Origin of the sequence: Opacimonas viscosa (assembly GCF_024199005.1) — a bacterium.
In the GTDB taxonomy this organism is placed as follows: Bacteria; Pseudomonadota; Gammaproteobacteria; order Enterobacterales; family Alteromonadaceae; genus Opacimonas; species Opacimonas viscosa.
This window is the reverse complement of the sequence record NZ_JANATA010000001.1, coordinates 317980-343040: the sequence shown is the minus strand read 5'-3', so window position 1 is coordinate 343040 and position 25061 is coordinate 317980. Positions and strand designations below refer to the sequence as shown.

The following is a 25061-nucleotide window of genomic DNA, read 5'->3' as shown; positions in this document are numbered from 1 at the left end:
TGCGCCTGGGTGGCGGCAATATAAGGTATAATCATACCAATCAAAGATTTACCATTTAATAGGTATTTTTATGCATCCAATCATGCTCGATGTTGCTGGCTACGAACTTACTAATGAAGAACGTGAGGTTTTAGCTCACCCCTTAGTTGGCGGCGTCATTTTATTTGCTCGTAATTTTTATGATCCCGAGCAATTACAGTACCTGACTCAACAGATAAGGTCTGCCTGTCCTCATGATCTTTTATTAGCCGTTGATCAGGAAGGTGGTCGTGTGCAGCGATTTACAAAGGGATTTACTGCGATCCCCGCGATGCGCACAATTAAAGAGTCACCAGAATCAGAACAGCTTGCTTTTGATTGCGGTAAGGTGATTGCGACAGAATGCTTAGCGTATGGTGTTGATTTGACCTTTGCGCCAGTCCTTGATTTGGATGGTATTTCACAAGTTATTCAGTGTCGCAGCTTTTCTCATGATCCCGAGCAACTAGTGATTTTGGCAACGGCATTTATAGATGGGCTTAGTCGTTTACAAATGGGGGCGATCGGTAAGCATTTTCCTGGACATGGTAATGTTCTGGCAGATTCTCACATAGCAATCCCAGTTGACCCGCGTCCTTCTGAGGTTATCTTTGGTCATGATATGGCTATTTTTATTAAGCTGATGCGAGCTAATCGATTAGCAGGTATCATGCCTGCACACGTGGTATACCCAGATGTTGATGACCTCCCTGCAGGATTTTCAACGACGTGGTTACAAGATATTGTTCGCCGTCGCTACGCGTTTAATGGCGTTATCTTTTCTGATGATTTATCAATGCATGCGGCGACCCAAGGTGGAACGATGCTAGAACGAGTACAAATGGCGTTGGCTGCTGGCTGTGATATGACACTCATATGTAATGCTCCTGAAGAGGCTATTCATGTGTTGGATAATTTGGGTCATACCGAAAAGCACATCGCTACATATTCAACTAAAGTGAATTCGTTACTCGCTAATCCGTTCTTGAATAGTACTGACATTATGCAAACCACTGAATACAAAGACGCCGTAGCAAACATTCAACGTACAGCAGAGGTTTAATCGCCGTTTAAGTATCCTTTAAATTTCTGTATCGTCGATGCCACTATGATGATTGGCCCAACGAGCAAAGACAAACAAAGTGTCTGATAAGCGGTTTATGTATTGTAAAGCAACAGGATCGCACTCATGTTGACCGCTAAGTGCGACTAGCTCTCGTTCAGCTCTGCGCGCAACGGTACGACAAACATGTGATTGTGCTGCGATTAGAGAGCCACCCGGTAAAATGAATCGTGTCTGTACCGGTAAGACATTCGTCATAACGTCAATCAGGTCCTCAAGCCATTGCACTGAATGTTCACGTAATTGACTGCTATTGGATAAGGCAAAGCCCACATTGAATATGTCTTTTTGGATTTGTAACAATACGTGATGTATTGTGTCGCCATTGAGTTGTTGCAGTGGTATATCTGAGTCGCTGAGCTGCGCGATCAACAAACCTATATGCGAGTTTAATTCATCTAACGTGCCGTAGCATTGTAACAAAGCATCATCTTTGCGTTTACGTAACACCTCTGAGGCATAAACCTGAGTTTCACCTTGGTCCCCGGTTTTAGTATATATTTTCATGTGACTAATCCTGTAAGGCTGGTCGTTTATGCCGAGTTAAAGTAATAACAAGCCCAAAATAGGGATGGTCAAAATAATGAACTTGTTTGGAAATAATTCGGCGGCGTTGTTGAAATGGATGCAACGTTACCGTACCTGTATCTGGATTTTTGCTAGCGAATAACATATCTCCAACCACATGCAAATAAGGCACTCCACTGTAATATTTGATAAATACTTTGATCCCGCCATCTAGTTCATAAATCGGCGTATAGAGTTTGCTATCAGTAGATGCTTGTTCAGTATTGGTTGTGTAAGCCACGGTTTCAGGTGATGTTAAATTTTGTTTTATTATTCCGACTAGAGATGTGTTAACAACCTCATCAAGCTCAGAAGTCAATAACTTTTGCGTAACCATTTGTGCTGAGGATGGGTCAATCTGTTCAGAAGAAATGTCAACCAATGGTTCGTTTTGGGTGCCTATATCCGTTGTGAATAGGGTGGTAATAGGATGAGGCTCACCATGAGGACGCTCCTGTAAATTTGCACCAGCTTGTATACGATAAAATACGGCATTGTTCTCGCCTTCAGCGACCGGTTGCCGCCAAGCAACATGCAATAAAGGTGACATTGTCTTGTCCCAGCGTAAATCAGCGGACAAACTTGTCAGCGATAAAGATGATTTAGGCAAAAAATGAGGTTGGTTAGAACGGCTGGGAATATATCCATCATAGTAAACGGGCAGTACGTCATTGCTATTAATGTGTGTATTAATGGGTGCCCCAGTAGCATCGTATAACCACTCAACCAAGAAATCTATAAACGTGGGAGTCGGTTGACAAAAAGACGTCAGTGGACTTAGTTCTGGGCAAATAGGGAGGTGCTGTTGTATCAACCTGATATCAGGCTGTAAGAAGTCACTCATAAGAGCATAACCATACTCTAAATTAGTCACATGGTGTTGGGGAAATATCTCAGATTGTTTGGTATCAGCCTGACTATGCTTGACCACGAGCACCTCGACATCAAACCACCAGTCAGGGGCATCCTGAGCTGCTATCTCAAAAGTCATTCCTGAAAATAACGTGACTAGACTAATTAATATACATTGAGTATGGTATTTGAGGGCGTTAACTCCTCGTTTACTCGAAGCGGTATTTAATAAGTAATTGTTCAAGCGGTTAACCCTTCATCCATTAAACTTGCTAAAAGTTGTTCTACCCAGTCTACACGAGCTTGTGCGGTTTGACATTCTTTAACTACTTTCAAACGAGTAGGGCCATCAAACCGGTAAGTCGTGGGATGTTGTTGTATCATTTTTATTAAGTATCCTGGGTCAATACGTGCATCTTGCTTAAATTCGACCAAACCACCTTGGGCAGACGCTTCAATTTTTTTGATACCGATCATATCCGCCAACAATTTAAACTCGGTTACTTGGAACAGATGCTTGGCGGGTTCAGGTAATAAGCCAAAGCGATCAATTAATTCCACATGGAGTTCATCTATCTCATGCTTATCCTGACAAGATGCTAAACGTTTATATAAAGACAAACGAAGATTTATATCACCAATATATTTTTCTGGGAATAATGCCGGTATTTTTAATTCTATATCGGTCTGTTCTGCCACTGAGTAATCCAAATCCGGCTCTTTACCTGAACGGATAGCTGCAACAGCTTTATCGAGCATTTCCATGTATAGACTAAAACCAACCGATGCAATTTGGCCTGACTGTCCATCACCTAGTAATTCACCAGCCCCACGTATTTCTAGATCATGGGTGGCTAAGGCAAAACCAGAGCCAAGATCTTCTAATGAAGCGATGGCTTCTAAGCGTTTAATTGAATCTTTGGTCATGCGACGCGGATGTGGTGTTAATAGATACGCATAAGCTTGATGGTGTGAGCGACCCACACGACCGCGTAATTGGTGTAACTGCGCCAGTCCTAAATGATCGGCCCGATCCATAATTATCGTATTAGCAGAAGGAACATCGATACCTGTTTCTATGATCGTGGTGCACAAGAGTACGTTGTAGCGCTGATGATAAAAATCATCCATCACGCCTTCTAGTTCACGTTCACGCATTTGTCCATGACCAATCGCGATGCGAGCTTCAGGAACAATACCTTGTAATTCCTCTAAAGTACTGGCGATGGTATCAATATCATTATGTAAAAAATATACCTGACCACCCCTTAATATCTCACGCATAATAGCTTCGCGAATGATCTCTTGATTACGCTTGATAACAAATGTCTTGATGGGTAAGCGTTTAGCTGGAGGGGTAGCTATAATAGATAAATCCCGCATGCCACTCATCGCCATATTGAGTGTTCTTGGAATAGGGGTTGCTGTCAACGTGAGAATATCGACATCGTTGCGCAGTGCTTTGAATTTATCTTTTTGACGTACGCCAAAACGATGCTCTTCATCAATAATAACTAAACCTAAATCAGCAAATTTAATATCATTTTGTAGCAATTTATGCGTACCAACTACGATATCCACAGTACCTTCAGCGAGACCTGCCATAACACTCTTTTGGTTTTTGGTACTGACGAAACGAGACATGACTTGGATGTTAAAAGGCCAATCACTAAACCGGTTAACAAAGTTTTCAAAATGCTGTTGGGCAAGTAATGTTGTGGGTACCAAAATAGCAACTTGTTTACCGTGATGCGCAGCAATAAAAGCTGCGCGCATGGCGACCTCGGTTTTACCAAAACCAACATCACCGCAGACCAAGCGATCCATCGCGCTCGGCATGCCCATGTCATTGACCACAGCTGATATAGCCTGGGCTTGATCTGGTGTTTCTGCAAAAGGAAAGCTATCTGCAAACTTTTGGTATTCACTCCATTCAATAGCATGTGCATAACCGGGTTTTGCTGCGCGTTTGGCATATACATTGAGTAACTCTGCCGCAACATCACGCACTTTCTTGGCCGCTTTCTCTTTTGCTTTACTCCACGTATCTTTGCCTAAGGTATGCAGTGGTGCAGTATCGGGATCACCACCGCTATATCTTGATATTTGGTTAAGGTACGCAACTGGTACATATAATTTGGCACCTTTGGCATACTCAAGAGCGACAAATTCGGTGGTAATGCCACCGGCATCTAATGTTTGTAAACCTAGGAAGCGACCAACACCATGCTCCAAATGCACAACAGGCTGCCCTGTACTCAGTTCAGCAAGGTTGCGAATAATGGCACTTTCATCGGTTGCTTTGCGCTTATCACGACGCCGACGAGAGGATACTTGGTGACCTAACAACTGAGTTTCTGTAATAAAAATGACAGAGTCATCTTTGCCTTGTTGTACACAAAAGCTATGTTCAACACGACCCACTACAATACTGGTTAGATGGTCTTTGTAATCAGGGAAGTGGGCAATGGGTTGTGGAGAATAAGGCGTTTTTCTTAATAATTGTAACAGGTTCTCTTGGCGTCCCTGAGTTTCTGCACAAAACACAATACGAGTCGATGCTTTTTGTTTTTTTATAAAATTGGTCAAAGCCTGAGCTGGTATTTTTTTGGAGGCATCTAAAGCAATGTCTAGGACGGGTTCAATATTATAATTCGTCCTACCACCTTTACTGGGGAGTGTGCCTGCGTCCAAGGCGACTCTAGGCCATTGTTTGCATTGTGCAAAAAGGGTTTCCACAGGTGTGTACAATGTAGCGGGTGGTAATAAAGGTCGAACAGGATTGTATCGATATTGTTCGTAACGATGATTGATATCATCCCAAAAACGATTGGCAGCAAACTCGATATCACCGTGCATTAGTAACAAAGTGTTGTCATGAAGATAATCAAATATCGTGGCTGTTGTGTTGAAAAATAAGGGTAAATAATACTCAACACCACCAGGCATAGTGCCTTTGGTAATTTGATAAAACACTGATTCTTTGGAGTTATTTTCATCAAAGGTATCTAAAAATGCGTCGCGAAATTGTTTTCGAGCGTTTTGGTCAGTAGGGAACTCTCGAGCAGGCAGTAACTTAATTTCGGTCACTTTCGCTTCAGAGCGTTGGTCGCTAGTGTTAAAAAAGCTAATGCTGTCGATTTCGTCATCAAATAAATCAATTCTGAAGGGCTTATCAGAACCCATAGGAAATAGATCTATGATACTGCCGCGGACACTAAATTCACTATGCGTCATTACTTGGTTAACATGTAAGTAACCAGCTTGTTCTAACTGTCTGCGAAAACTATCAATATCAAGCGTTTGGCCGGTTTTCAAAAATAATACATATTGGGCCAGATATTCTACTGGGGCTAACCTTTGCATCGCGGTATTAACCGGCACAATAATGACTTTAGGATTGTGGTTGGTCAGTTCAAATAAGGTTTCTAAACGTTGTGAAACGATATCTTGATGCGGTGAAAAATGGTCATATGGGAGCGTTTCCCAATCGGGGAAAAGCTGGATCTGACTGGTGTTTGCACTCTCCCCTAAAAAAAATAGTATCTCTTGCTCTAGGCGCTGCGCAGAGGGGCTATCTGCAGTCAGTAAGAGGATGGGGCGTTCATCTTGTTGTATGGCATTAGCTATCGCAAGTGCGCTACTTGAACCGGCAAGGTTACCCCAACTTAAGGCTTGTGGTTTAGCAGTATCAGCTTTAGCTTTGGGACGAGTAGGGGAAAATATATTAGCCATAGAAATGGAAGTTCTCAGTCAGTTTGTTTACGTGCGCGGAGTTGTTTGGTTTGTAAATGCATTGTACAACGTACCAATGTTTCTTGGTCGTCTTCACGAATGGCGTTAAATAGCAAGGCTATATTATACCCGGAACTATCTGGTTTGGGATCACATGAAATCACTTCAGCATAACAAAAAACCGCCGCCGCTTCTTCTTGAATAAATAACTTCACTTCGGCATAAGTGCCTAATTCAACAGGAGTAAGATGCGTAAATGCAACACCAGCACCACCAATTTTATCACTCATAAAGCGCCGAGCAGGATCATCTTGCTGCTGCAATATATGAGACATCATCAAATCCACTTTACGCGATTGTAGCGTTAAGTATGCGCTAAGGGCTACACCTGCTTCCCCAAGGCTAGGGATTGGGCGTAAAGCGGTTTGTTGGAGTGCCGCAGCTTCATTTGCAATCAAAAAAGCATCAGGCATTGTCCGCAACAACAATGCTTCATCAGGTTCTGGATGGGTGGTATCTAACCATCGTACATTCATTGCGACAGGATATGCGAGCATGAAAAACGCAGCATATTCATTTCGTTTATCTTCAAGTGATACTTTAGGTATGGGTGTTACATCGTTATTTGTAGTCATAACAAACCTTACTCCTTGTCAGTGTGTTTAATTATAACGTATTATGTTGGATATCTACACGGCAGACTGATGTTTTATGATCCCTATATCGGCACGGATTGGCTTTCGCTATAGCCACACGAAAAACAGTAACAGTTTTGTAGCATTTATTAATTTCTTCTCGGTGTTAGGCTTGAGTTTGGGCATACTGGCCCTGATAGTCGTCCTTTCGGTCATGAATGGACTAGAACAACAACTAAAAGAACGCGTGTTAGGTGTTGTGCCTCATATCGTACTGTCATCTGCTACACCACAAGTTACCTTAGATAAACTGGCTCAGCATAAAGAGATCCGGGCGAGATCTTCTTTTGTGACTACCCAAGCCTTGATTCAAACACCTGGAGAGTTAAATGGAGTGATGTTACAAGGTATTCCAAATGCCAGTGGGCCCTCCTTGTTCCCATTGTTGCGACAATTAGATACGTTACAACCCAGACAGTATAATATTGTCCTTGGCTTGGCTTTGGCTCGTAAATTAAATGTGGAAGTAGGCGATAGTATTCGTGTATTGATCCCATCCGTAAGTCGCTTTACACCACTTGGACAGGTACCAGTGCAGAGACGAGTGACTGTATCAGGTGTATTTAGTTTGCAATCCAGTGCTGATACAGAAATGGCATTTATGGCACTTGCTGATGTTCAACGTCTCAGTCAGCAACGTGAGCCTCAAACTCGATTGTTTTTGTATGATGCTTTTGCGTTTGAACACGTTTTAGCTGACAGCCTATCAGACAGTGAGATGGATTATGTCACGGCGACGTGGCGCTCGGTACAAGGTCCTTTATTTGATGCGGTGAAAATGGAAAAAAACATGATGGGTATGATGCTATTGTTAGTTATTGCTGTAGCCGCATTCAACGTCATTTCTGCATTGGTGATGGTTGTGACTGAAAAACAATCAGATATAGCTATTCTCCAGACTCAAGGTTTCACGCGAAGTCAGATAGTCCAAGTCTTTATGTTTAACGGTGTATTTAATAGCCTGAAAGGGACAATTTTGGGCACCGTTTTGGGCATTACTGCTGTGTATTTATTAAATCCATTGTTAATTTTTTTCCAAGTACCTATCGCATTGGCTGTAACCGGAGACCCGATCCCTGTATTAATCGCACCATGGCAAATTTTTGGTATTGTTGTCATTGCCATTTTGTTGTGCCTGTTAGCGACTATTCCTTCAGCACTTAAAGCGTTAAAAGTGACACCTGCTACTCATCTAAAGTATGATTAACATATTAATTCTTTTCAGCCAGGATATCCCTAATGGATAAATACTTTATTTCGGCACAAGAGCTTCTAGAAGACTCTTTTCGTTTAGCACATCAAGTCTATGAAAGTGGCTTTAGACCCGAGTTTATTATTGGTATTTGGCGTGGTGGTGCCCCAATTGGTATTGCGGTACAAGAATATTTCGAATACAAGGAGACTGCCACAGATCATATTGCGGTTAGAACATCCTCATACTATGGCATTGGTCAACAATCTAGGGAAATAAAAGTGCACGGCCTGCACTATCTTATTGAAAATGCCAATGCAACAGATAAGTTGTTAATTGTTGATGATGTATTTGATTCAGGTCGCTCTGTAGAGGCATTGTTAAAACAAATCAAACAACAAATGCGCAACAATACGCCTAAATCAATAAAGGTGGCGTGCCCTTGGTATAAACCACAAAATAATAAAACATCCATTACCCCTGATTATTTTATTAAAGAAACAGATGAATGGATTGTATTCCCTCATGAAGTCACGGGGCTTAGCAAAGAAGAAATTCGCTCAGGGAAGTCTGATTTAGCCAATATCTTAGACTTACTTTGACACTTTTCCGTTAGCTTAGTGTTCAGCTCAGTGTGAGTTTGCCCAAAGGGAAGGTGACAAGAAAAAGTCCAAGACAGTACGCAGGGCAGACCTATAGATGCAGGGCAGACATATAGCCTGTTGCACAGCGCTGATACGCAATTATAGATGCAATTAAAAACCTCTATGTATGTATCTTGGAGGTTTCTTTTTACATCAGTCTAAACCCTGAATTTCAGCATCTACAAAAACTTGCGTAGTGCTTATGTTTCAGGATCAAGAAAGCTTTCGTCGTTCCATGTATATACCCAATGTGGTTTATAAATAATCAGCAAGGTCATTGTCATACCATTCAACATGGCTTCTGGAAATAATAACAATGGGATAAGGACTTCATAATTATCCACGACGATTTGCCAAGAATGGAGGCCATTCAATGCATAAAAACCACCTAAAAGTCCCATTTTTACTGCAATGATTAGTGCACCTGGGAAAAAACTACACAAAAATACGTAAACAAATAAATGCCTTGGTACCCGATGAAAAGCAAAGCTATAAATTGCGTAGGTCAACATAATCGGGAGCATCGCACCAAATAAGCCATTAGCACCAAACATGGACCATGTTTCTTTGCCCACAACCGTCAATGCTAGCAATACAATACCCGTCACAAGAATGGCATAACGAAAGCCCAAAGTTAGCGTTAACGCGCTTAACCACAGGAAGTGTACATGTAAACCCTCATATATTCCTGCGCGAAAAGTCCACAAAAAAAATAGTGCGGCAGTAGAACCAAAGATCAAGTGCTGTACATGTTTTTGGGTTACCAAATATGCCCAGTTTATTTGTTTACAGACATAAAAAAATATCCCGAGATAGAGCATGAGGCTGAACATTTCTAGATCGGTCATGATCGTTAATTTTCCATATACATTTGATGAAAGAGACTTGCCTATGAGCAAAATTTGATGGTAGCAACGAAAGAGAGTGTACCATTAGATTAATTTGGATTTAAGGCACAAGCATGCGAAAATTGCATTACTCAAACCTAGACTAACCGATGACTATGATCCGTGACGATTTTCCATTTTTTCATGCAAAAAATGACATTGTTTATTTAGACAATGCTGCCACCACACATAAGCCTCAGTGTGTGATTGATAGTGTTATGACTAGTCTAGTGTCGGATAATACCAATGTGCATCGTTCATCCTATGGTTTAGCAAGTCGGGTCACCGATAAATTTGAAGACGCTCGAATGACGCTTGCTGATTTTTTACACGCCGATGATCCACAATCCATCATATGGACCAAAGGGGCGACAGACAGTATAAATTTATTGGCTTTGAGTTTACAACAAAACCCTAGCATGCTCGTTGGTACAGAAATTTTACTACTAGAGAGTGAACATCATGCTAATCTATTACCTTGGCAACGCTTAGCCCAACAGTTGGGGTTACGCGTAACCTACCATGGTATTGATAAAAATGGTGATATTGACTTTTTTGCACTGAGTGAAAAAATCTCTGAGGATACCGCATTAGTTGCATTTGCCCATGTCTCAAATGCTTTGGGTGTGGTGTTTCCGGCTGCCGAAATCTGCGCAAAAGCTCGTCAGTGTAAAGCCCTAACGGTAGTTGACGGCACTCAAGCTTTGGCACATTTTCCCGTCTCGGTGACTCGTTTGGGGTGCGATATGTATGTGGCGAGTGGTCATAAAATGTTTGCCCCAATGGGGATTGGTTTTTGTTATGTAGCACCGAACATTTTATCTGAATTACCACCCGTCCAACTCGGTGGAGAAATGGTACAACAGGTCACATTAGCACACAGCACCTGGCAGACTGGTGCTTTGAAATTTGAAGCCGGGACGCCAAATGTTCCTGGGGTACTAGCGCTCGCTAAAGCAGTAGAATATATTGCTGAACATCGTAGTGAAATAGAGCACCAAGAATCGTTACTGTATCAATATACGCTTGGTGAGTTTCGCAAACGCCCTGAAGTACGTTTATTAAGCACTCATTCAGAGCCTAAGTCTCATGTGCCGGTATTTAGTTTTACCGTCCAGGATATCGATGCTTACGATCTTTTGCGTATCTTAGACGAAGTAAAGATTGCGCTAAGAGTAGGGCACCATTGTGCGATGCCATTAAATCAAGCATTGGGTATTACGGGATCATGCCGTATTTCATTGTGTGCGTATAATACATTATCAGAGGTTGAATATTTTTTTACACATCTAGACCGAGCGCTTGCTTTGTTAGGCAGTCCAGCTGTTGAGTTTCATCCAATACCCATGCCGGAGTCGCAAGAAGCAGCCCAGTACAAAAACACAGGGCAAAGCAGCAAAGCAACACAGACGCCAGCAGCACCGCAGGGCAATTCTTTCGTAAATGAACATTTTCATTTACCCCTTGAAAGCAAGTTTGCCCCAGGTCTGTCGTATGAACAGGTCTTGCGTTTGTTAATGTTGGCAAGTAAAGATTGTCCATTGTTAGATGACAGTTTACGAACTGCACAGCACCATGTAGCGGGGTGTGAAGTCGATGTGTGGTTAGCACAGGACCCACAAACCTCCTTTTGGCAAGGTTACGCCAGTAGTAAAATAGTGAGAGGTTTGCTAGCCATATTGCTAGAAAAAGCAAATCATGATTTGGCTACAGGAGTGAGCTCGCAACAAGCACCACCTTGTGACTTGACGACATACTTACACAACTTAGGTATTTTGCGTCAACTTAGTCAGTCTCGGGTGGAAGGTCTGCATCACGTAATTGCTCGATTGTCTGCTTAGCTTCAATCCACTGGGACATGAATCGGGTGGCTCGATATTGAGTTTGCTCGAGCATCTTTTGCATAAACAAGGGAGCTCTATGCGTATTCAGATCCTGCGTGACAGTTTGGATTTTGTTTTTTAATGCCGCACTGTGTGTCGTATACACAAAGTCATTTTCTAGTATTTGCTGGCCTTTTACTTGCTCTGTCAACCATTTGTCCTCATCTGCATATAACGCAACCGCCTGCTCAGCAAAATTCTCATAATCGTTGAGGGTTAGTAATGAATGTGCGGTGACGTCTGTAGAAATACCTTCCCAAGCGATATCAGAGCCGACACAAGGCGTGCCTACTCTCAGTGAATCAAAAATTTTGCCTTTTAGACCAGCACCGAAGCGTAGGGGAACAAGGTGCACGCGTGCTTCTTGGATAGTGGCTTGGGCATCTTTGGCCCAGCCAGATATTAATAGTCCTTGTTTGGGGTTATGGAATTGTTGCGCTTTTTCAGGTGTATAAGCTCCATATATACGACACTTTGCCTGCGGTAATTGCTTTCTAATTAGCGGCCAAAGGTGTTTGGCGAGTATTTGGACGGCATCCCAATTAGGCGCATGACGATAATTACCAATAAACACAAAGTCTTTGCGCTTATCGATGGCCCTTGGAGTACCGAGCTCAGCACCATCATTGGCCATCAAGAAAGGACAATAATGGAGTATGTTCTTGGGTAAGCCATAATAAGTATGTAATAACGCCACTTCAGCTTGTGAAATGATCAAGTTGATATCACAACGCCACATACTAGCAATTTCGCGCACTGCGAAGTCTGAGTTGAGACACCCTTGGAAAGGTCCAGGCCCAGCATTAATCTCTAATAAACTAGGGATATCGACGGCTTGTTCCGGGTGTTTTTTCACTATCTGATGGCGTAAATAACGCAGGGAATGAAAATCTTCGGTATCTAGAATTAAACATGTATTTGGCGCCACTTTTTTGATTCGCCATGAAAACTGTTCTTCAATCATAAACCGATCAAATACTGCTATTTCTGGCTGTAACTGTGCGATAAGTTGGTCAAAACTACTGTCATTTAACACGATCTCATGAACTACACATCCTAGCTCATCAAGCCCTTCACTGTTCTCTGAACGCTGAGCAGTAGAGGCAAAATGTATGATATAGCCTAACTGTTTTAACTCGGACAGCAAACTCAACAAATGTTGGCCAGCCGCTGAACTTCTTGGCTCAGGCCATACAGTACCAATAATAAACGCAATGGGTGCCATATTTTCCTCTTGCAACTTGTCTATGAAAACGAATAGACGTAGCATGTTAGGTATTATAATAAGAAGAGTATATTAGCATGAGGCAGCAACATTTAGTATTTGGAACCGGGCTGATTGGGTCATATCTTTGCGCACATCTTGTGCGTGCTAATTATCCTACTCGTGCACTGGGTCGCCCTAGTTTTGCTCAACATTTCAACCAAAGTTTGACCATTTCTGATTATGCCGATACCTCCTGGGAGGTAGCACTTCCCCCACATACATTTACGGCTGATATTACGACATTGAAACAAAATTTTGATGTGGTCTGGGTAACAGTAAAGTGTACTAGTCTAGAGGCTATTATTCCTGACTTACAAAAAGTCGTTGGCCCCAATACCCTGATTTTGATGTGTCAAAATGGGGTAGGTTCTCATCAGCTTATCGAAGCGGTTTTTCCGCAAAATAAGGTACTGCGGATAATGTTTCCCTTTAATGTGGTTAGTGCACAGTTAGGTGAGTTCAAACGCAGTTCATCTGGAACGATTGCTTTTGAAAAAATTACGCGCACCCAAGCGGACAACCCAGGATTGAAAGAGAGTCTACTATTAGCACAGATTGGACAGGCTTTGCATTGTGCTACTTTTCCAGTAGCTATGTGCAAAGATATGGATGCGTTGTTATGGGCAAAAATACAATTAAACCTGACTAATTCGGTGAATGCTTTAGCTAATTTGCCTTTGCAAGCGATGCTCCTTGATTCTGGGTATCGCAGAATCGTCGCGGATATGATGCAAGAACATGTCAAAGTGTGTCGTGTGGCTGGTATTTCTTTGCCTAAAATAACGACTGTACCCGCAGCTCTAGTACCATATGTTTTAAAACTACCAACACGGATTTTTACTAAGGTGGCTAAATCAATGGTCGCTATAGATCCTCAAGCTCGTCTCTCAATGTGGTGGGATTTGGAGTATCGCAGGACGACTGAAATTGACTTTATCAACGGTTCTACTCTACGTCTGGCACAAGAACACCACGTAGCTGTACCTGTTAATACCGCTGTTTATCAAAGTTTGAAACAAGCGGAGCAGGACCGCATTTCAGGCAAGCCTAGGGTACAATACACGCCCGAACAAATTCTCCAGAAGTAAACTCTCCAGAAGTAAAAATAGTCTTCGCTGAGTAAACAACCCAGCCTGTACAAAATCATATTAACATCGGCAGATTTAATGATAGTTATATAAAACTATACGTGCTTGCAGAATTTAATTCGTCAGTTCTTATGCAAAAATCTAGTTTTTGTTCTATACCCTATGTAGGTCATTTCTCTCACTCTTTACATAGGTTTAATTCTTCATGAATAAAGCAGCCATTGCATACGCTACATTTGCCCAAGATGTGTTTGTTTTACCTGCAGCGGTGCATAAAATTCAGTCACTCATAGATGATGAAACTGCATCCATGGACGATTTTGCCTCGGTTGTAAAATTTGATCCTGTGTTATCCGCACAGCTTTTAAAAATTGTGAATAGCCCATTGTACAATTTCCGCAACCCCGTAGATTCTGTTTCCAAGGCCATAAAGATCTTAGGAACCAAAGCCGTTTATGATTTAGCGATTGGGTACGGTGTGAGTGCTGCGTTTAATGAGTTAGATGGTAATACTATTGATTTAGAGCGCTTTTGGGAGTATTCGGTAAGAACGGCTTTATTCGCGCAGTATTGGGCACAACGTTTGGCATTACATGAACCTGAACGCTTTTTCACAGCAGGGTTGTTACACAATATTGGTGAACTGGTGGTCGTGCGCAAAACGCCTGAAAAAGCACATCAATGCAATCGATTTACGATTAACGAGCAACCATGGGAGCGCCAAGAAGCTATTTTAGGTTATACCTACAAAGATATTACCTTACAGTTATTAAAAGTGTGGGATTTACCAGAAAGCATTATCGACTGCATTAAACCGATACATGATTCACCGCAAACCATTGGTTCAATTGATAGTAAAGTGATGCAATTGTCTTATCATCAGGCGTTGTTGGAATCTCACCCCTTGTTTATTAACGACATTACAGAACTGCCTGAACAATATGCACTTTCACTCGGTTTAAGCGCGAACGCATTAGAAGCATCGTTGGAAAATAACCGCTTCCGTTTGTTAACGGTGGTAAGTTTATTTACTCCTGACGGATACGTATCTATTTAGTTAATCAAATACAGCAATTGTCTGTCTAGATAGAGCGAGTAATCGACCTTGCTTGTCCCAGACATGCATTTCAACTGCGCTGTAACCATCTTTAGCATGTACTGATTGATCATCAAATGCCACCCAATCTTGCATATCTAAGGATGGCAAAGGATGAATGAATTCGAGGTTCCAGTTGATCGTACTAGCCGGTGCGGGCCACTTCAACATCTGCAAGACAGTGGGCGGGGTGGCATCTAACAGCCCCACTAAAGCAACATCGTTCATCTTCCCTTCGGTATTTTTATGCCGAAACCATCCTTGATAAAAATCAGTTTTGCGTCCTGTAAATGGGATCCCACCACCGAGAATAGCTAAATCAAAATTCTTTAAAAATTTTGGAGTCACTTTCGGTATTTGTGGAATAAAGCTTTTTTTATTTGGAGCACCTAAGGTTAAAGGAGGCGCATTGTTGATGGTAATTTTAGACTCGCGATCACGCACAAAACACGCTTGCAACAAAGTACATGTTTTTTCAGCCTGTCTACCAAATGCTAACCATTGTGAGACATTTTTACCCGTTCGTACTTCTTGTACTTCAATCTCAATAGGCTCGTCGGTTAACATCGGGCCAACAAAGTTGGTGTTGATGTTTTTAACTTGATACTCAGGATTAACTTGTTTTTTTATCGCATGAAATAGGAGCGCAGCGGACAAACCACCATAAACCGTGCGGCCTTGCGACCATAGCTTGGGTATGGTTAATGGGTTTTCCGTAGGGTTGTGTAAATAGTTGTCACAAGCATCGATGATTTCGTTAAAGTTCATTTCGTTTCTACTGGTACGACAAGATGACTGTGAGTATATCTGCTCCATTACGCAATGCAATAAACCTGAATTAAATTCTTGGATTTAATTATAAATAGACACTTATTCACCGCATGAATTGGTAAGTTTTGGCTAAGCCGGTAAAATATCTGAAAATCTCAGAAGTGGAGCAGCAGTGTCTCTTATTAATTTTGTTCATGCTAATGGTATTGTCGCAACCGCATATGGTGAATTTTTTAAGCATCTGGCGTCACCGGTTCTAGCTAAACATCAATACGCTCATCATCCGGCATATCCTCTGAACGATCAATGGTCTAATCAAGTTTTAGAACTCATACATTATATTGAAACACATTGTAAAGCGCCTATTGTTGGAATGGGGCATAGTTTTGGTGCTGTGCTCACTTATAAAGCGGCGTGTTTACGTCCAGAACTCTTTAAAGCGGTCATTATGTGTGATCCACCGTTATTAGTGGGATGGGGGGGACACTTGTTTGGTTTAGCCAAGAAAACCCGCTTTATCGATAAAGTGACACCGGCGAAAATATCCTTAGCCAGAAAAAAACAATGGTCTAAGGATGTCAATATAGCCCAGTATTTTGCAACAAAACGATTCTTCAAAGATATTCAAGACGAGTCTGTTTATCAATATGCCCTAGGCATTACTCAGTTATCTGCGGTTACGCAACCAACATCCACAAATGCAGATGCGTCGGCAAAGACTAACAATCAATATCAACTTACGTATGATCCCTATATAGAGGCAAATACTTTTCGCACCATACCGCATGATGTTGCCAAGTTTTATGGACAAATAAAAGTACCAGGGTTGTTACTTACAGGAAGCGCTACAGATGTCACATTTCCTATTTTTCAAAGACATTTTCTAAAAGGCAATGTGAAATTTGAACATGTAGAGTTACCTGGTGGTCACATGTTTGTGTTAGAACAACCGAAACTGACCGCGCAACATATTAACGATTTTTTACAGCGTTTGTGACTTACCTGACGATGTAGGAATCTCTGTTAACATTTTGTGTTAGCTGGATTTGGATAATTTTGCCTGCAAAAAAACAAGCCCCACGAAAGATATTCTTTGGTGGGGCCTGACTGTAAAAAGAAAACAATTTAGGTGCAAAAATGTAAAATGATTATTTGATTTTCGCCAACATATCTGGAGTGACTAACACGACACCTGACTCAGATACTCTAAAACCTCGAGCACGGTCTTGTTCATGGTCGATACCTATTTCCATCCCTTCGGGGATGATACAACCACGATCTAAGACCACTTTTTTGATTTTACAATGACGGCCAATTTCAACATTCGGTAAAATGACAGCTTCTTCAATATGTGAGTATGAATGTACGCGCACGTTTGAAAAACACAGACTTTGTTTTAGGTGTGAGCCAGAAATGATACACCCACCTGAAACGACTGAGTTTACTGCTTCACCGCGACGACCTTCTTTATCCCAAACAAATTTTGCTGGAGGGAGTTGCTCTTGGTAGGTCCAAATTGGCCATTCAGCATCATATAAATTCAGAGCTGGGACGGGTTCAACTAATTCCATATTGGCCTGCCAGAAACTATCAATTGTCCCTACATCGCGCCAGTAATTGTTCTTTTCACCGTTACCAAACTCGAAAGCATTAACTTTTTGATGTTTGATAATTTCGGGAATGATATCTTTGCCAAAATCACGTTGAGAATGTGCATTTTCTTTATCTTTTTCAAGCTGCTCGAATAAAAACTCAGTATCGAAAATATAATTGCCCATGGATGCTAAACAATTTTCAGGATCGTCAGCTAATGGCGTAGGGAATTCTGGCTTTTCGGTAAAGTCAGTCACCATAGAGTTTTCATCTATCGCCATAACCCCAAAAGCACCTGCAGCTTCACTGCAAGGAACGCGCATGCAACTTACCGTCATTTTTGCACCTGACTCGACGTGCTTTGCGAGCATATTACCGTAGTCCATGCGGTAAATATGATCACCAGACAGGATCATGACATACTTTGGTAACTCATCACGAATAATATCAATATTTTGATATACAGCATCGGCAGTCCCTTGATACCAATCTTCAGAAAAACGTTGCGAGGCAGGGAGGATCTCAATAGATTCACCTAACTCTTTTTTAAAATGGCCCCAACCACGAACAATGTGTCTGATTAACGAGTGCGACTTGTATTGCGATAAGATACCAACACGACGAATGCCTGAATTAATACAGTTCGATAATGGGAAATCAATAATTCTAAATTTACCACCAAAATAAACAGCAGGCTTAGCGCGCCAATCGGTCAACTCATGAAGACGAGAACCACGTCCGCCAGCTAAAATTAACGCGTAGGTATCACGTGTTAAATTACTGATGTAACGGGGGCTTGAATGAGGCATGAAAAAATCCTTTTAATAATGAAATGTAGACAGTTAACAGTATTTGACAAGCGACTTAACAAATCAGCATGTTACCTTCTCCTTTTAACTGCTTGTATAATAACCAGTTATACTAAAGTTGTAAATCGCTTGTTCACAAAACAGAAAAATTCTTGTGCGATATATACTCTAATCTATGTAGGGTGTGCTATTATCTAGAGCGCTAGACTAACCAAAGAATGGGGCTGTTTTTGCAGTTTTTGGGAGATGTTTTTACCTGCGGTAACTAATTTTGCCAAATCAATGCCCGTGTCAATACCCATACCATGACACATATACACCACATCTTCGGTGGCGATATTACCACTAGCACCTTTGGCATACGGACAACCACCTAATCCCGCCGTAGCAGTGTCGATAGTAGTAATACCCATTTGTAAGGCGATCAAAATATTGGCGAGTGCTTGCCCATAAGTGTTATGAAAATGCACAGCAACATTTTCAATAGGCACTAACTCAAGTATCTTGTCCAAAAGCTTTTGCGTCGCTAGAGGCGTCCCAACACCGATGGTATCTCCCAAAGAAATTTGATAACAGCCCATATCATGGAGTGCTTTTACCACATTAAGCACGTCTTTAATCGGCACATCACCTTGGTATGGGCAACCTAACACCGTTGATACGTAACCTCTAACCGGTATATTGTGTTGCTGTGCCAGTGCAACTACGGGCTGAAAACGCAAAAGACTTTCTGCAACAGAGCAGTTAATGTTGGTTTGACTAAACCGCTCAGACGCTGCACCAAAAATTGCAATTTCATCAACACCTGCAGCTAAAGCTTCTTCTAGACCACGGAGATTAGGTGTTAATCCCGAAAAAGTGACATCTGTTGTTTTTGGTAGGGCTTGACAAACCGCCACAGAATTTGCCATTTGTGGCACCCATTTGGGAGAAACAAAACTACCCACTTCTATATTTTTCAGACCTGCCAGTATTAATTCCTGAATAAAAGTGACTTTATCTTCGACGGACAATAAAGTGGCTTCATTTTGTAACCCATCTCGAGGGCCGACTTCGAAGATATTAACTTTTCTGGGATAGGTAGATGAAGTACGTGACATGAGTGCTCCTATTCGCTTTGTGTAGTTGGCGAAAATGACAGGACTGTTGCGCCACCACTGACCAAGTCACCTGGAGCAAAAAAGTACTCAGTAACTTTACCGTCGCACGGTGCTTTTAAATTGTGCTCCATTTTCATCGCTTCTATGATCATTAAGACATCACCTTTTTTTACTTCAGCAGGTGCATCCACAGTTTGGCTAACCACTGTGCCATTCATTGGCGCTACAAAATTATTGGCAGTGTTATCCGATGTGTTTTGCCCTAGATCAACCGCAGGAAAAATGAGCTTGTGTTGTTGGCCCTCCACCCACATTGTTAAGTGACTTAGAACATCAGGAAGCATGGGAGTCAGTTCTAGAGGAGTCGTGTTCGTTGGTTCAGAATGAGGGCTAGGTTGTTCTAAATAGTAGGGGACGACGAGTGTTTTATCACCGAATTTTCCTCGCCATTGATTTTCTAAACAGCTAAAAGTAGCCATATGAACTGGTGTGTCACTCCCCCAAACCCAGGCATTGAGTGTTTGGTTGGTTTGTACTGGCGTCAGTGTTATCTGAGACCGAGACTGTGTAGATGCACATCCACTTTTATCCCGTTGTACATCAAAAGAAACCTTAGTGGTAGATAGGTTGCGCCAATGAGCAGGAATATCCCTAGTGCAATGCGCAAAACTTTGCTCAAGTCGAGTTTGTAAAATGATACAACCCAAGGCTAGGATACTGTCTTCAGAAGTCTCATTGGGTTGTGCTAGTACATCTTTTAGGTCGTCAATAAAATGCGTAGAAACCTGCCCAGTTATAAATTCACGTTGTTGGAGAATGTTTTGTAAATACGCAATATTAGTATCGAGCCCCGCTATGTAGTAATCAGCTAATCCTTGTTGTAAACGCGTTATTGCGGTATTGCGCTGTGTACCATATGCAATGAGTTTGCTGATCATCGGATCGTAAAATACTGATACCTCATCACCTTGCGTAACACCACTATCAACTCTTAAATAAGTATTGACTGACGGTTCTTGATAAAACGCTAATGTGCCAGAAGAGGGTAAAAACTCCTTGTCAGGGGTTTCAGCATAAATGCGAACTTCAATGGCATGTCCTTGGCGTGGGATATCATCTTGTTGTAATGGCAGTGGTTCACCGTTTGCTACTTGTATTTGCCAAGCGACAAGATCTTGTTGGGTAATCATCTCAGTCACAGGATGCTCAACTTGTAAACGAGTATTCATCTCCATGAAGTAAAAGTTTTCGTCTTTATCTAATAAAAACTCAACCGTACCGGCTCCAACATATGAGATTGCTTGTGCTGCTGCCAAAGCAGCTTTACCCATTGCTGTGCGAGTGGCGTCAGATAGTCCCGGAGCAGGGGCTTCTTCAACTATTTTTTGATAACGACGTTGTATACTACAATCTCTATCATGCAAATACACACCGTTACCTTGGGTATCACAAAACACCTGAATTTCAATGTGTCTAGGTTGCATGATATATTTTTCAAGTAACATTTCGTCATTACTAAAGTTTTGTAATGCTTCTCTTTTGGCCGCAGCTAGTCCGGCCATAAACTCATCTTCCGCGTGGAGAATTCGCATACCTTTGCCACCGCCACCTGCCACAGCTTTGAGTAACACAGGGAAACCAATATCTTGGGCTCGTTTTAACAAAAACATAGGCTCTTGGTTGGTCCCGTGATACCCCTTAACTAACGGAACGCCAGCCTGTTCCATAATCTCTTTGGCTGCACTTTTTGAGCCCATTTGACGAATCGCTGCTGCTGATGGGCCAATGAAAATAATATTCTGTTCGGCACAGGCTTCTGCAAAATCAGCATTTTCCGAAAGAAACCCATATCCAGGATGTATGGCGTCCACTTTTTCTGCAACCGCCAGTGCGATAATGTTTGCTTGATCTAGGTAAGATTGGGCTGGTTGTGCAGGTCCAATATGAAACGCAGAATCTGCTAATTTAACATGTTGAGCTTGGGCATCAACGGTGCTGTATATAGCGATTGTTTTGATGCCTAACGCTTTTGCTGTTCTGATAATGCGACAAGCAATTTCTCCCCGGTTAGCGACTAAAATTGTTTTTATCACGCTTTGTCTCCCTGTTTGATCCATGGTGGCGGAGCTTTATCGAAAAACGCTTTTAGGCCGGCTTGGCCTTCATCAGAAACACGTAAAGTGGCAATGGTGTGTGCAGTTTTGTCCCTAAGTGCATCATCTATACTGGCATTGCTACATAAACTGATGAGGTTTTTGGTCGCCGTCATGGCTTGTGGGCCATTGGCTAAAAACTTCTGAATAAAACTTTCTGTAACGGAGTCTAAATTTTCTGCACTGGTCACTTCACTCACCAAACCTATAGCAGAAGCCGTAGTCGCATCAAACACTTCGGCCGATAACATATAACGCTCGGCATGGCGTGGTCCAATAGCAGCGATGACAAATGGAGCAATAGTGGCAGGGGCTAAACCTAATTTAACCTCGCTGAGACAAAACTGACTCGCTTGGTTACTCACGACAATATTACAACAAGCCAATAAACCAATGGCTCCGCCAAAAACGCTACCTTGCACTTTAGCAATAGTGGGCTTGGGACAGGCTTTTAATAAATGCATTAATGCAGAGAGTTGTAATGCATCTTGATGATTGTCTGCATATGTGTAATCAACCATTCGTTGCATCCAATGCAAATTAGCACCTGCACTGAAGGTCTGCCCAGTGCTTTGCAGCACGAGTACACGCACTTTGTGATCACTTCCTGCTGCTTTGATCCCCGTGATTAAAAGTTGGATCATTGCATCATCAAATGCGTTATGGGTGGCCTCTTGATTCAGGGTTAAATAAGCAACACCCGAGGTTAAAACTTCATAAGTGACTGGTCTAGACATAAAACTCTTTTTCCAAATAAATATTCATTAAATGATGTATTGCCACAGCAAGCCAGTTACATTCTAAACACCCCGAAACGACTTTCTTCAACGGGAGCGTTCAAACTGATGTGCAAGCTCATGGCTAAGACAGTTCGAGTATCCGCTGGGTCAATCACGCCATCATCCCAACATCTTGCCGATGCATAAAACGGATGACCTTGGTGTTCATAATCCTCGATAATCGGCGCTTTAAAAGATGCCAATTGTGCATCGGACAGCGGCGTATTTTGTGCGGTGAGTTGATCTTGCTTGAGTTGTGCCAGAACCCCTGCAGCTTGTTCACCTCCCATGACCGATATACGTGCATTAGGCCACATAAATAAAAATCTCGGGTCATAGGCACGACCACACATCCCATAATTACCAGCACCAAAACTGCCACCAATTAACACGGTGATTTTAGGTACTTTGGCACAAGCCACTGCCGTCACCATTTTCGCACCATGCTTGGCTATGCCTCCAGCTTCATATTGCTGACCAACCATGAAACCCGTAATGTTCTGTAAAAATATGAGTGGTATTTTGCGTTGTGCACACAATTCAATAAAGTGGGCGCCTTTGAGTGCTGATTCTGAAAATAAGATCCCATTATTCGCAACAATACCAACTTGAAAGCCATCGATACGAGCGAAACCGGTGACGAGTGTAGGACCAAATCGAGCTTTAAACTCAGCAAACTCGGAGCCATCAACCAAGCGCGCAATAACCTCGCGTACATCATAACTGTGCTTATTGTCAGCAGGGATCACACCATATATCTCTTTGGTTGAGTACAGGGGGGGGCGACTTGCATTACGGTCAATATAAGTGGGCAAAGGGCGCTGTAGGTTCGCTACGACATCACGTGCAATGTGTAATGCATGGTGATCGTTGTTGGCCAAATGATCCACGACACCTGACACTTTGGTGTGGACATCGCCACCTCCTAATGCTTCAGCTGATACGACCTCACCAGTAGCCGCTTTCACCAATGGTGGCCCGCCTAAAAAGATCGTACCTTGTTCCTTGACGATTATCGATTCATCAGCCATAGCCGGCACATAAGCACCGCCAGCTGTACAAGAGCCCATGACAACTGCAATCTGAGGGATATTTTGTGCAGATAGGTTCGCTTGGTTATAAAAAATACGCCCAAAATCATCCTTATCTGGAAATACTTCATCTTGTCGAGGTAAGTTGGCACCACCCGAATCCACTAAATAAATACATGGCAGGTGATTTTGTAAAGCGATCTCTTGGGCTCTAAGGTGTTTCTTTACGGTTAAAGGATAGTAGGTACCTCCTTTGACAGTCGCATCGTTAGCGACAATCATACACAGTGTCCGATTAACTTGACCGATGCCTGCGACCACACCAGCACAAGGTACTTCTTCATCATACACGTGCAATGCTGCAAGTTGACTGATTTCCAAAAACGCTGCTCCCGGATCAAGTAACTTTGTAATCCTATCTCTTACGAGCAATTTTCCACGAGCGATATGCTTTTCTCGTGCTGCACTATGCCCACCTTGAGTAACCTTGGCAACGACGTCTTTTAACTCACGAACACTGTCCGACATTGCGGTAAAGTTGGTTTTAAATGTCGCACTTTGCGTATTAATCTGACTGGTTATAATTGGCATTTAAGTTCCTTACTTGGACTCATTAAATAATTCACGACCAATCAGCATTCGACGGATCTCTGAAGTCCCTGCACCTATCTCGTATAACTTAGCATCACGTAGTAAACGTCCTGTTGGATACTCGTTAATGTAGCCATTCCCACCGAGCAGTTGAATGGCATCTAACGCCATTTTGGTAGCGAGTTCTGCTGAATATAAAATCGCTCCAGCAGCATCTTTCCGAGTTGTTTCTCCTCTGTCACAAGAGCGTGCTACCGCATAAATATATGCTCGTGCAGCATTCATTTGTGTATACATATCCGCAACTTTCCCTTGCACTAATTGGAACTCACCAATCGCTTTGCCAAACTGTTCGCGATCATGAATGTAAGGGACCACAACATCCATACAGGCTTGCATAATACCAAGTGGTCCACCTGATAAAACCAAACGTTCGTAATCTAAACCTGACATTAATACGGCGACACCACCGCCTTCTTTGCCCAAGATTTGGTTTTTATGGATGCGGCAATCAGCAAATACTAATTCACATGTATTGGAAGAACGCATGCCTAACTTGTCAAGTTTTTGTGCTTGGCTGAATCCTGGGGTATCTTGTTCTACAATAAAGGCCGTAATCCCTTTAGAGCCCGCATTCACATCTGTTTTTGCGTAAATCACAAAAGTATGCGCATCCGGACCATTCGTGATCCACATTTTGTTACCGTTGAGAATAAAATAGTCACCGTCTTTTTTGGCGCTCAGTTTCATACTTACGACATCCGATCCGGCATTCGGTTCGGACATAGCAAGGGCCCCAATGTGTTCACCAGAAACAAGTTTTGGGAGGTATTGTTCACGCTGAGCTGGGTTTCCGTTTTTAAAAATTTGATTAACACACAGGTTTGAGTGAGCACCATAACTCAGTCCTATTCCAGCTGAGGCACGTGAAATTTCTTCCATAGCAACGGTATGTGCAAGATATCCCATATTTGCCCCGCCATAATGTTCACTGACAGTAATCCCTAGTAAACCTAATTCTCCCATTTTTTGCCAAAGTGGGAGGGGAAATTGGTTATCAGTATCAGCCTGTGCGGCCAATGGTGCTATTTCTGCTTGAGCGAACTGATATACCGTATCTCTTAACATATCAATCTCTTCACCAAGACCAAAATTTAGGTTGGGATAGGGGGTATGCATAATCAATA

At 42.3% G+C, this 25061-nt stretch carries 20 protein-coding genes; 7 read left to right on the top strand and 13 right to left on the bottom strand.

Annotation, left to right across the window (positions count from 1 at the left end; all coding sequences use genetic code 11):
- Window positions 1–70: 70 nt before the first annotated feature.
- Entirely contained in the window at window positions 71–1081 is a 1011-nt protein-coding gene (gene nagZ / locus NLF92_RS01475; protein WP_254098127.1) for a beta-N-acetylhexosaminidase, read from the top strand.
- An 18-nt stretch (window positions 1082–1099) separates the two neighbouring features.
- Here nagZ and NLF92_RS01470 read toward each other — a convergent pair whose 3' ends face one another.
- From NLF92_RS01470 to NLF92_RS01455, 4 genes are read right to left on the bottom strand one after another with little or no spacing between them, the layout of a single operon-like run.
- A complete protein-coding gene (locus NLF92_RS01470) occupies window positions 1100–1648 on the bottom strand; it encodes a cob(I)yrinic acid a,c-diamide adenosyltransferase (protein WP_254098125.1) in 549 nt (182 codons plus the stop codon).
- Window positions 1649–1652: 4 nt separating this feature from the next.
- Complete coding sequence (locus NLF92_RS01465) at window positions 1653–2804, bottom strand: CsiV family protein (protein ID WP_254098123.1); 1152 nt, start codon at window positions 2802–2804, stop codon at window positions 1653–1655.
- Window positions 2801–6295: a transcription-repair coupling factor gene (gene mfd / locus NLF92_RS01460; protein ID WP_254098121.1), complete on the bottom strand. Its 3495-nt coding sequence runs from the start codon at window positions 6293–6295 to the stop codon at window positions 2801–2803. The genes NLF92_RS01465 and mfd overlap by 4 nt, the downstream gene beginning before the upstream one ends.
- Before the next feature lie 14 nt (window positions 6296–6309).
- Window positions 6310–6930, bottom strand: a complete 621-nt coding sequence (locus tag NLF92_RS01455) for a PilZ domain-containing protein (protein WP_254098119.1) — start codon at window positions 6928–6930, stop codon at window positions 6310–6312.
- A 76-nt stretch (window positions 6931–7006) separates the two neighbouring features.
- On the opposite strand from NLF92_RS01455, the gene NLF92_RS01450 reads away from it, so the two are divergent.
- Together NLF92_RS01450 and NLF92_RS01445 are read left to right on the top strand one after the other, a co-directional pair.
- Window positions 7007–8197, top strand: coding sequence for an FtsX-like permease family protein (locus NLF92_RS01450; RefSeq protein ID WP_254098117.1), 1191 nt, complete (start codon window positions 7007–7009; stop codon window positions 8195–8197).
- A gap of 32 nt (window positions 8198–8229) precedes the next feature.
- The gene (locus tag NLF92_RS01445; protein WP_254098115.1) at window positions 8230–8784 is read left to right on the top strand and encodes a phosphoribosyltransferase; all 555 of its coding nucleotides are present in this window, start codon (window positions 8230–8232) and stop codon (window positions 8782–8784) included.
- A gap of 242 nt (window positions 8785–9026) precedes the next feature.
- Here NLF92_RS01445 and NLF92_RS01440 read toward each other — a convergent pair whose 3' ends face one another.
- The gene (locus tag NLF92_RS01440; RefSeq protein ID WP_254098113.1) at window positions 9027–9674 is read right to left on the bottom strand and encodes an energy-coupling factor ABC transporter permease; all 648 of its coding nucleotides are present in this window, start codon (window positions 9672–9674) and stop codon (window positions 9027–9029) included.
- Between the two features lie 149 nt (window positions 9675–9823).
- Between NLF92_RS01440 and NLF92_RS01435 the strand changes: the two genes are divergently transcribed.
- Window positions 9824–11554 carry an aminotransferase class V-fold PLP-dependent enzyme gene (locus tag NLF92_RS01435; RefSeq protein WP_254098111.1) on the top strand — a complete coding sequence of 577 codons (1731 nt, stop codon included), beginning with the start codon at window positions 9824–9826 and terminating at the stop codon, window positions 11552–11554.
- Here NLF92_RS01435 and NLF92_RS01430 read toward each other — a convergent pair.
- A complete protein-coding gene (locus NLF92_RS01430; protein WP_254098109.1) occupies window positions 11499–12821 on the bottom strand; it encodes a glycosyltransferase in 1323 nt (440 codons plus the stop codon). The genes NLF92_RS01435 and NLF92_RS01430 overlap by 56 nt on opposite strands.
- A gap of 77 nt (window positions 12822–12898) precedes the next feature.
- Between NLF92_RS01430 and NLF92_RS01425 the strand changes: the two genes are divergently transcribed.
- Both NLF92_RS01425 and NLF92_RS01420 read left to right on the top strand, forming a co-directional pair.
- A complete protein-coding gene (locus NLF92_RS01425; RefSeq protein ID WP_254098107.1) occupies window positions 12899–13951 on the top strand; it encodes a 2-dehydropantoate 2-reductase in 1053 nt (350 codons plus the stop codon).
- Window positions 13952–14156: 205 nt separating this feature from the next.
- Window positions 14157–15008 carry an HDOD domain-containing protein gene (locus tag NLF92_RS01420; protein ID WP_254098105.1) on the top strand — a complete coding sequence of 284 codons (852 nt, stop codon included), beginning with the start codon at window positions 14157–14159 and terminating at the stop codon, window positions 15006–15008.
- Here the strand turns inward: NLF92_RS01420 and NLF92_RS01415 are convergent, their stop codons facing one another.
- Complete coding sequence (locus tag NLF92_RS01415; RefSeq protein WP_254098103.1) at window positions 15009–15815, bottom strand: thioesterase family protein; 807 nt, start codon at window positions 15813–15815, stop codon at window positions 15009–15011.
- Between the two features lie 175 nt (window positions 15816–15990).
- Here NLF92_RS01415 and NLF92_RS01410 point away from each other — a divergent pair, with 175 nt between their 5' ends.
- On the top strand, window positions 15991–16815 hold the full coding sequence (locus tag NLF92_RS01410; RefSeq protein ID WP_254098101.1) for an alpha/beta hydrolase: 825 nt from the start codon (window positions 15991–15993) through the stop codon (window positions 16813–16815).
- A 151-nt stretch (window positions 16816–16966) separates the two neighbouring features.
- Here NLF92_RS01410 and glgC read toward each other — a convergent pair whose 3' ends face one another.
- The 6 genes from glgC to NLF92_RS01380 all read right to left on the bottom strand — a co-directional run bounded on the left by glgC (window position 16967) and on the right by NLF92_RS01380 (window position 25053).
- On the bottom strand, window positions 16967–18220 hold the full coding sequence (gene glgC / locus NLF92_RS01405; RefSeq protein ID WP_254098099.1) for a glucose-1-phosphate adenylyltransferase: 1254 nt from the start codon (window positions 18218–18220) through the stop codon (window positions 16967–16969).
- A 194-nt stretch (window positions 18221–18414) separates the two neighbouring features.
- Window positions 18415–19320 carry a hydroxymethylglutaryl-CoA lyase gene (locus tag NLF92_RS01400; RefSeq protein WP_254098097.1) on the bottom strand — a complete coding sequence of 302 codons (906 nt, stop codon included), beginning with the start codon at window positions 19318–19320 and terminating at the stop codon, window positions 18415–18417.
- 8 nt (window positions 19321–19328) lie between these two features.
- Window positions 19329–21413 (bottom strand): acetyl-CoA carboxylase biotin carboxylase subunit, encoded by a 2085-nt coding sequence (locus NLF92_RS01395; RefSeq protein WP_254098095.1) that lies wholly within the window; start codon window positions 21411–21413, stop codon window positions 19329–19331.
- A complete protein-coding gene (locus tag NLF92_RS01390) occupies window positions 21410–22210 on the bottom strand; it encodes an enoyl-CoA hydratase-related protein (RefSeq protein ID WP_254098093.1) in 801 nt (266 codons plus the stop codon). Before NLF92_RS01390 ends, NLF92_RS01395 begins: the two co-directional genes overlap by 4 nt.
- Before the next feature lie 56 nt (window positions 22211–22266).
- Window positions 22267–23874, bottom strand: a complete 1608-nt coding sequence (locus NLF92_RS01385) for a carboxyl transferase domain-containing protein (protein WP_254098091.1) — start codon at window positions 23872–23874, stop codon at window positions 22267–22269.
- Between the two features lie 9 nt (window positions 23875–23883).
- Complete coding sequence (locus NLF92_RS01380) at window positions 23884–25053, bottom strand: isovaleryl-CoA dehydrogenase (RefSeq protein WP_254098089.1); 1170 nt, start codon at window positions 25051–25053, stop codon at window positions 23884–23886.
- Window positions 25054–25061 lie beyond the last annotated feature (8 nt).

Excerpts from the sequence above, each read along its gene's own strand:
- NLF92_RS01435 (WP_254098111.1), top strand. The coding sequence starts at position 9,824 with ATGACTATGATCCGTGACGATTTTCCATTTTTTCATGCAAAAAATGAC.
- NLF92_RS01445 (WP_254098115.1), top strand. The coding sequence starts at position 8,230 with ATGGATAAATACTTTATTTCGGCACAAGAGCTTCTAGAAGACTCTTTT.
- NLF92_RS01440 (WP_254098113.1), bottom strand. The coding sequence starts at position 9,674 with ATGACCGATCTAGAAATGTTCAGCCTCATGCTCTATCTCGGGATATTT.
- NLF92_RS01470 (WP_254098125.1), bottom strand. The coding sequence starts at position 1,648 with ATGAAAATATATACTAAAACCGGGGACCAAGGTGAAACTCAGGTTTAT.
- NLF92_RS01415 (WP_254098103.1), bottom strand. The coding sequence starts at position 15,815 with ATGAACTTTAACGAAATCATCGATGCTTGTGACAACTATTTACACAAC.
- NLF92_RS01420 (WP_254098105.1), top strand. The coding sequence starts at position 14,157 with ATGAATAAAGCAGCCATTGCATACGCTACATTTGCCCAAGATGTGTTT.
- mfd (WP_254098121.1), bottom strand. The coding sequence starts at position 6,295 with ATGGCTAATATATTTTCCCCTACTCGTCCCAAAGCTAAAGCTGATACT.
- NLF92_RS01380 (WP_254098089.1), bottom strand. The coding sequence starts at position 25,053 with ATGCATACCCCCTATCCCAACCTAAATTTTGGTCTTGGTGAAGAGATT.
- NLF92_RS01385 (WP_254098091.1), bottom strand. The coding sequence starts at position 23,874 with ATGCCAATTATAACCAGTCAGATTAATACGCAAAGTGCGACATTTAAA.
- NLF92_RS01425 (WP_254098107.1), top strand. The coding sequence starts at position 12,899 with ATGAGGCAGCAACATTTAGTATTTGGAACCGGGCTGATTGGGTCATAT.
- NLF92_RS01455 (WP_254098119.1), bottom strand. The coding sequence starts at position 6,930 with ATGACTACAAATAACGATGTAACACCCATACCTAAAGTATCACTTGAA.
- NLF92_RS01390 (WP_254098093.1), bottom strand. The coding sequence starts at position 22,210 with ATGTCTAGACCAGTCACTTATGAAGTTTTAACCTCGGGTGTTGCTTAT.
- NLF92_RS01450 (WP_254098117.1), top strand. The coding sequence starts at position 7,007 with ATGATCCCTATATCGGCACGGATTGGCTTTCGCTATAGCCACACGAAA.
- glgC (WP_254098099.1), bottom strand. The coding sequence starts at position 18,220 with ATGCCTCATTCAAGCCCCCGTTACATCAGTAATTTAACACGTGATACC.
- NLF92_RS01400 (WP_254098097.1), bottom strand. The coding sequence starts at position 19,320 with ATGTCACGTACTTCATCTACCTATCCCAGAAAAGTTAATATCTTCGAA.
- NLF92_RS01430 (WP_254098109.1), bottom strand. The coding sequence starts at position 12,821 with ATGGCACCCATTGCGTTTATTATTGGTACTGTATGGCCTGAGCCAAGA.
- nagZ (WP_254098127.1), top strand. The coding sequence starts at position 71 with ATGCATCCAATCATGCTCGATGTTGCTGGCTACGAACTTACTAATGAA.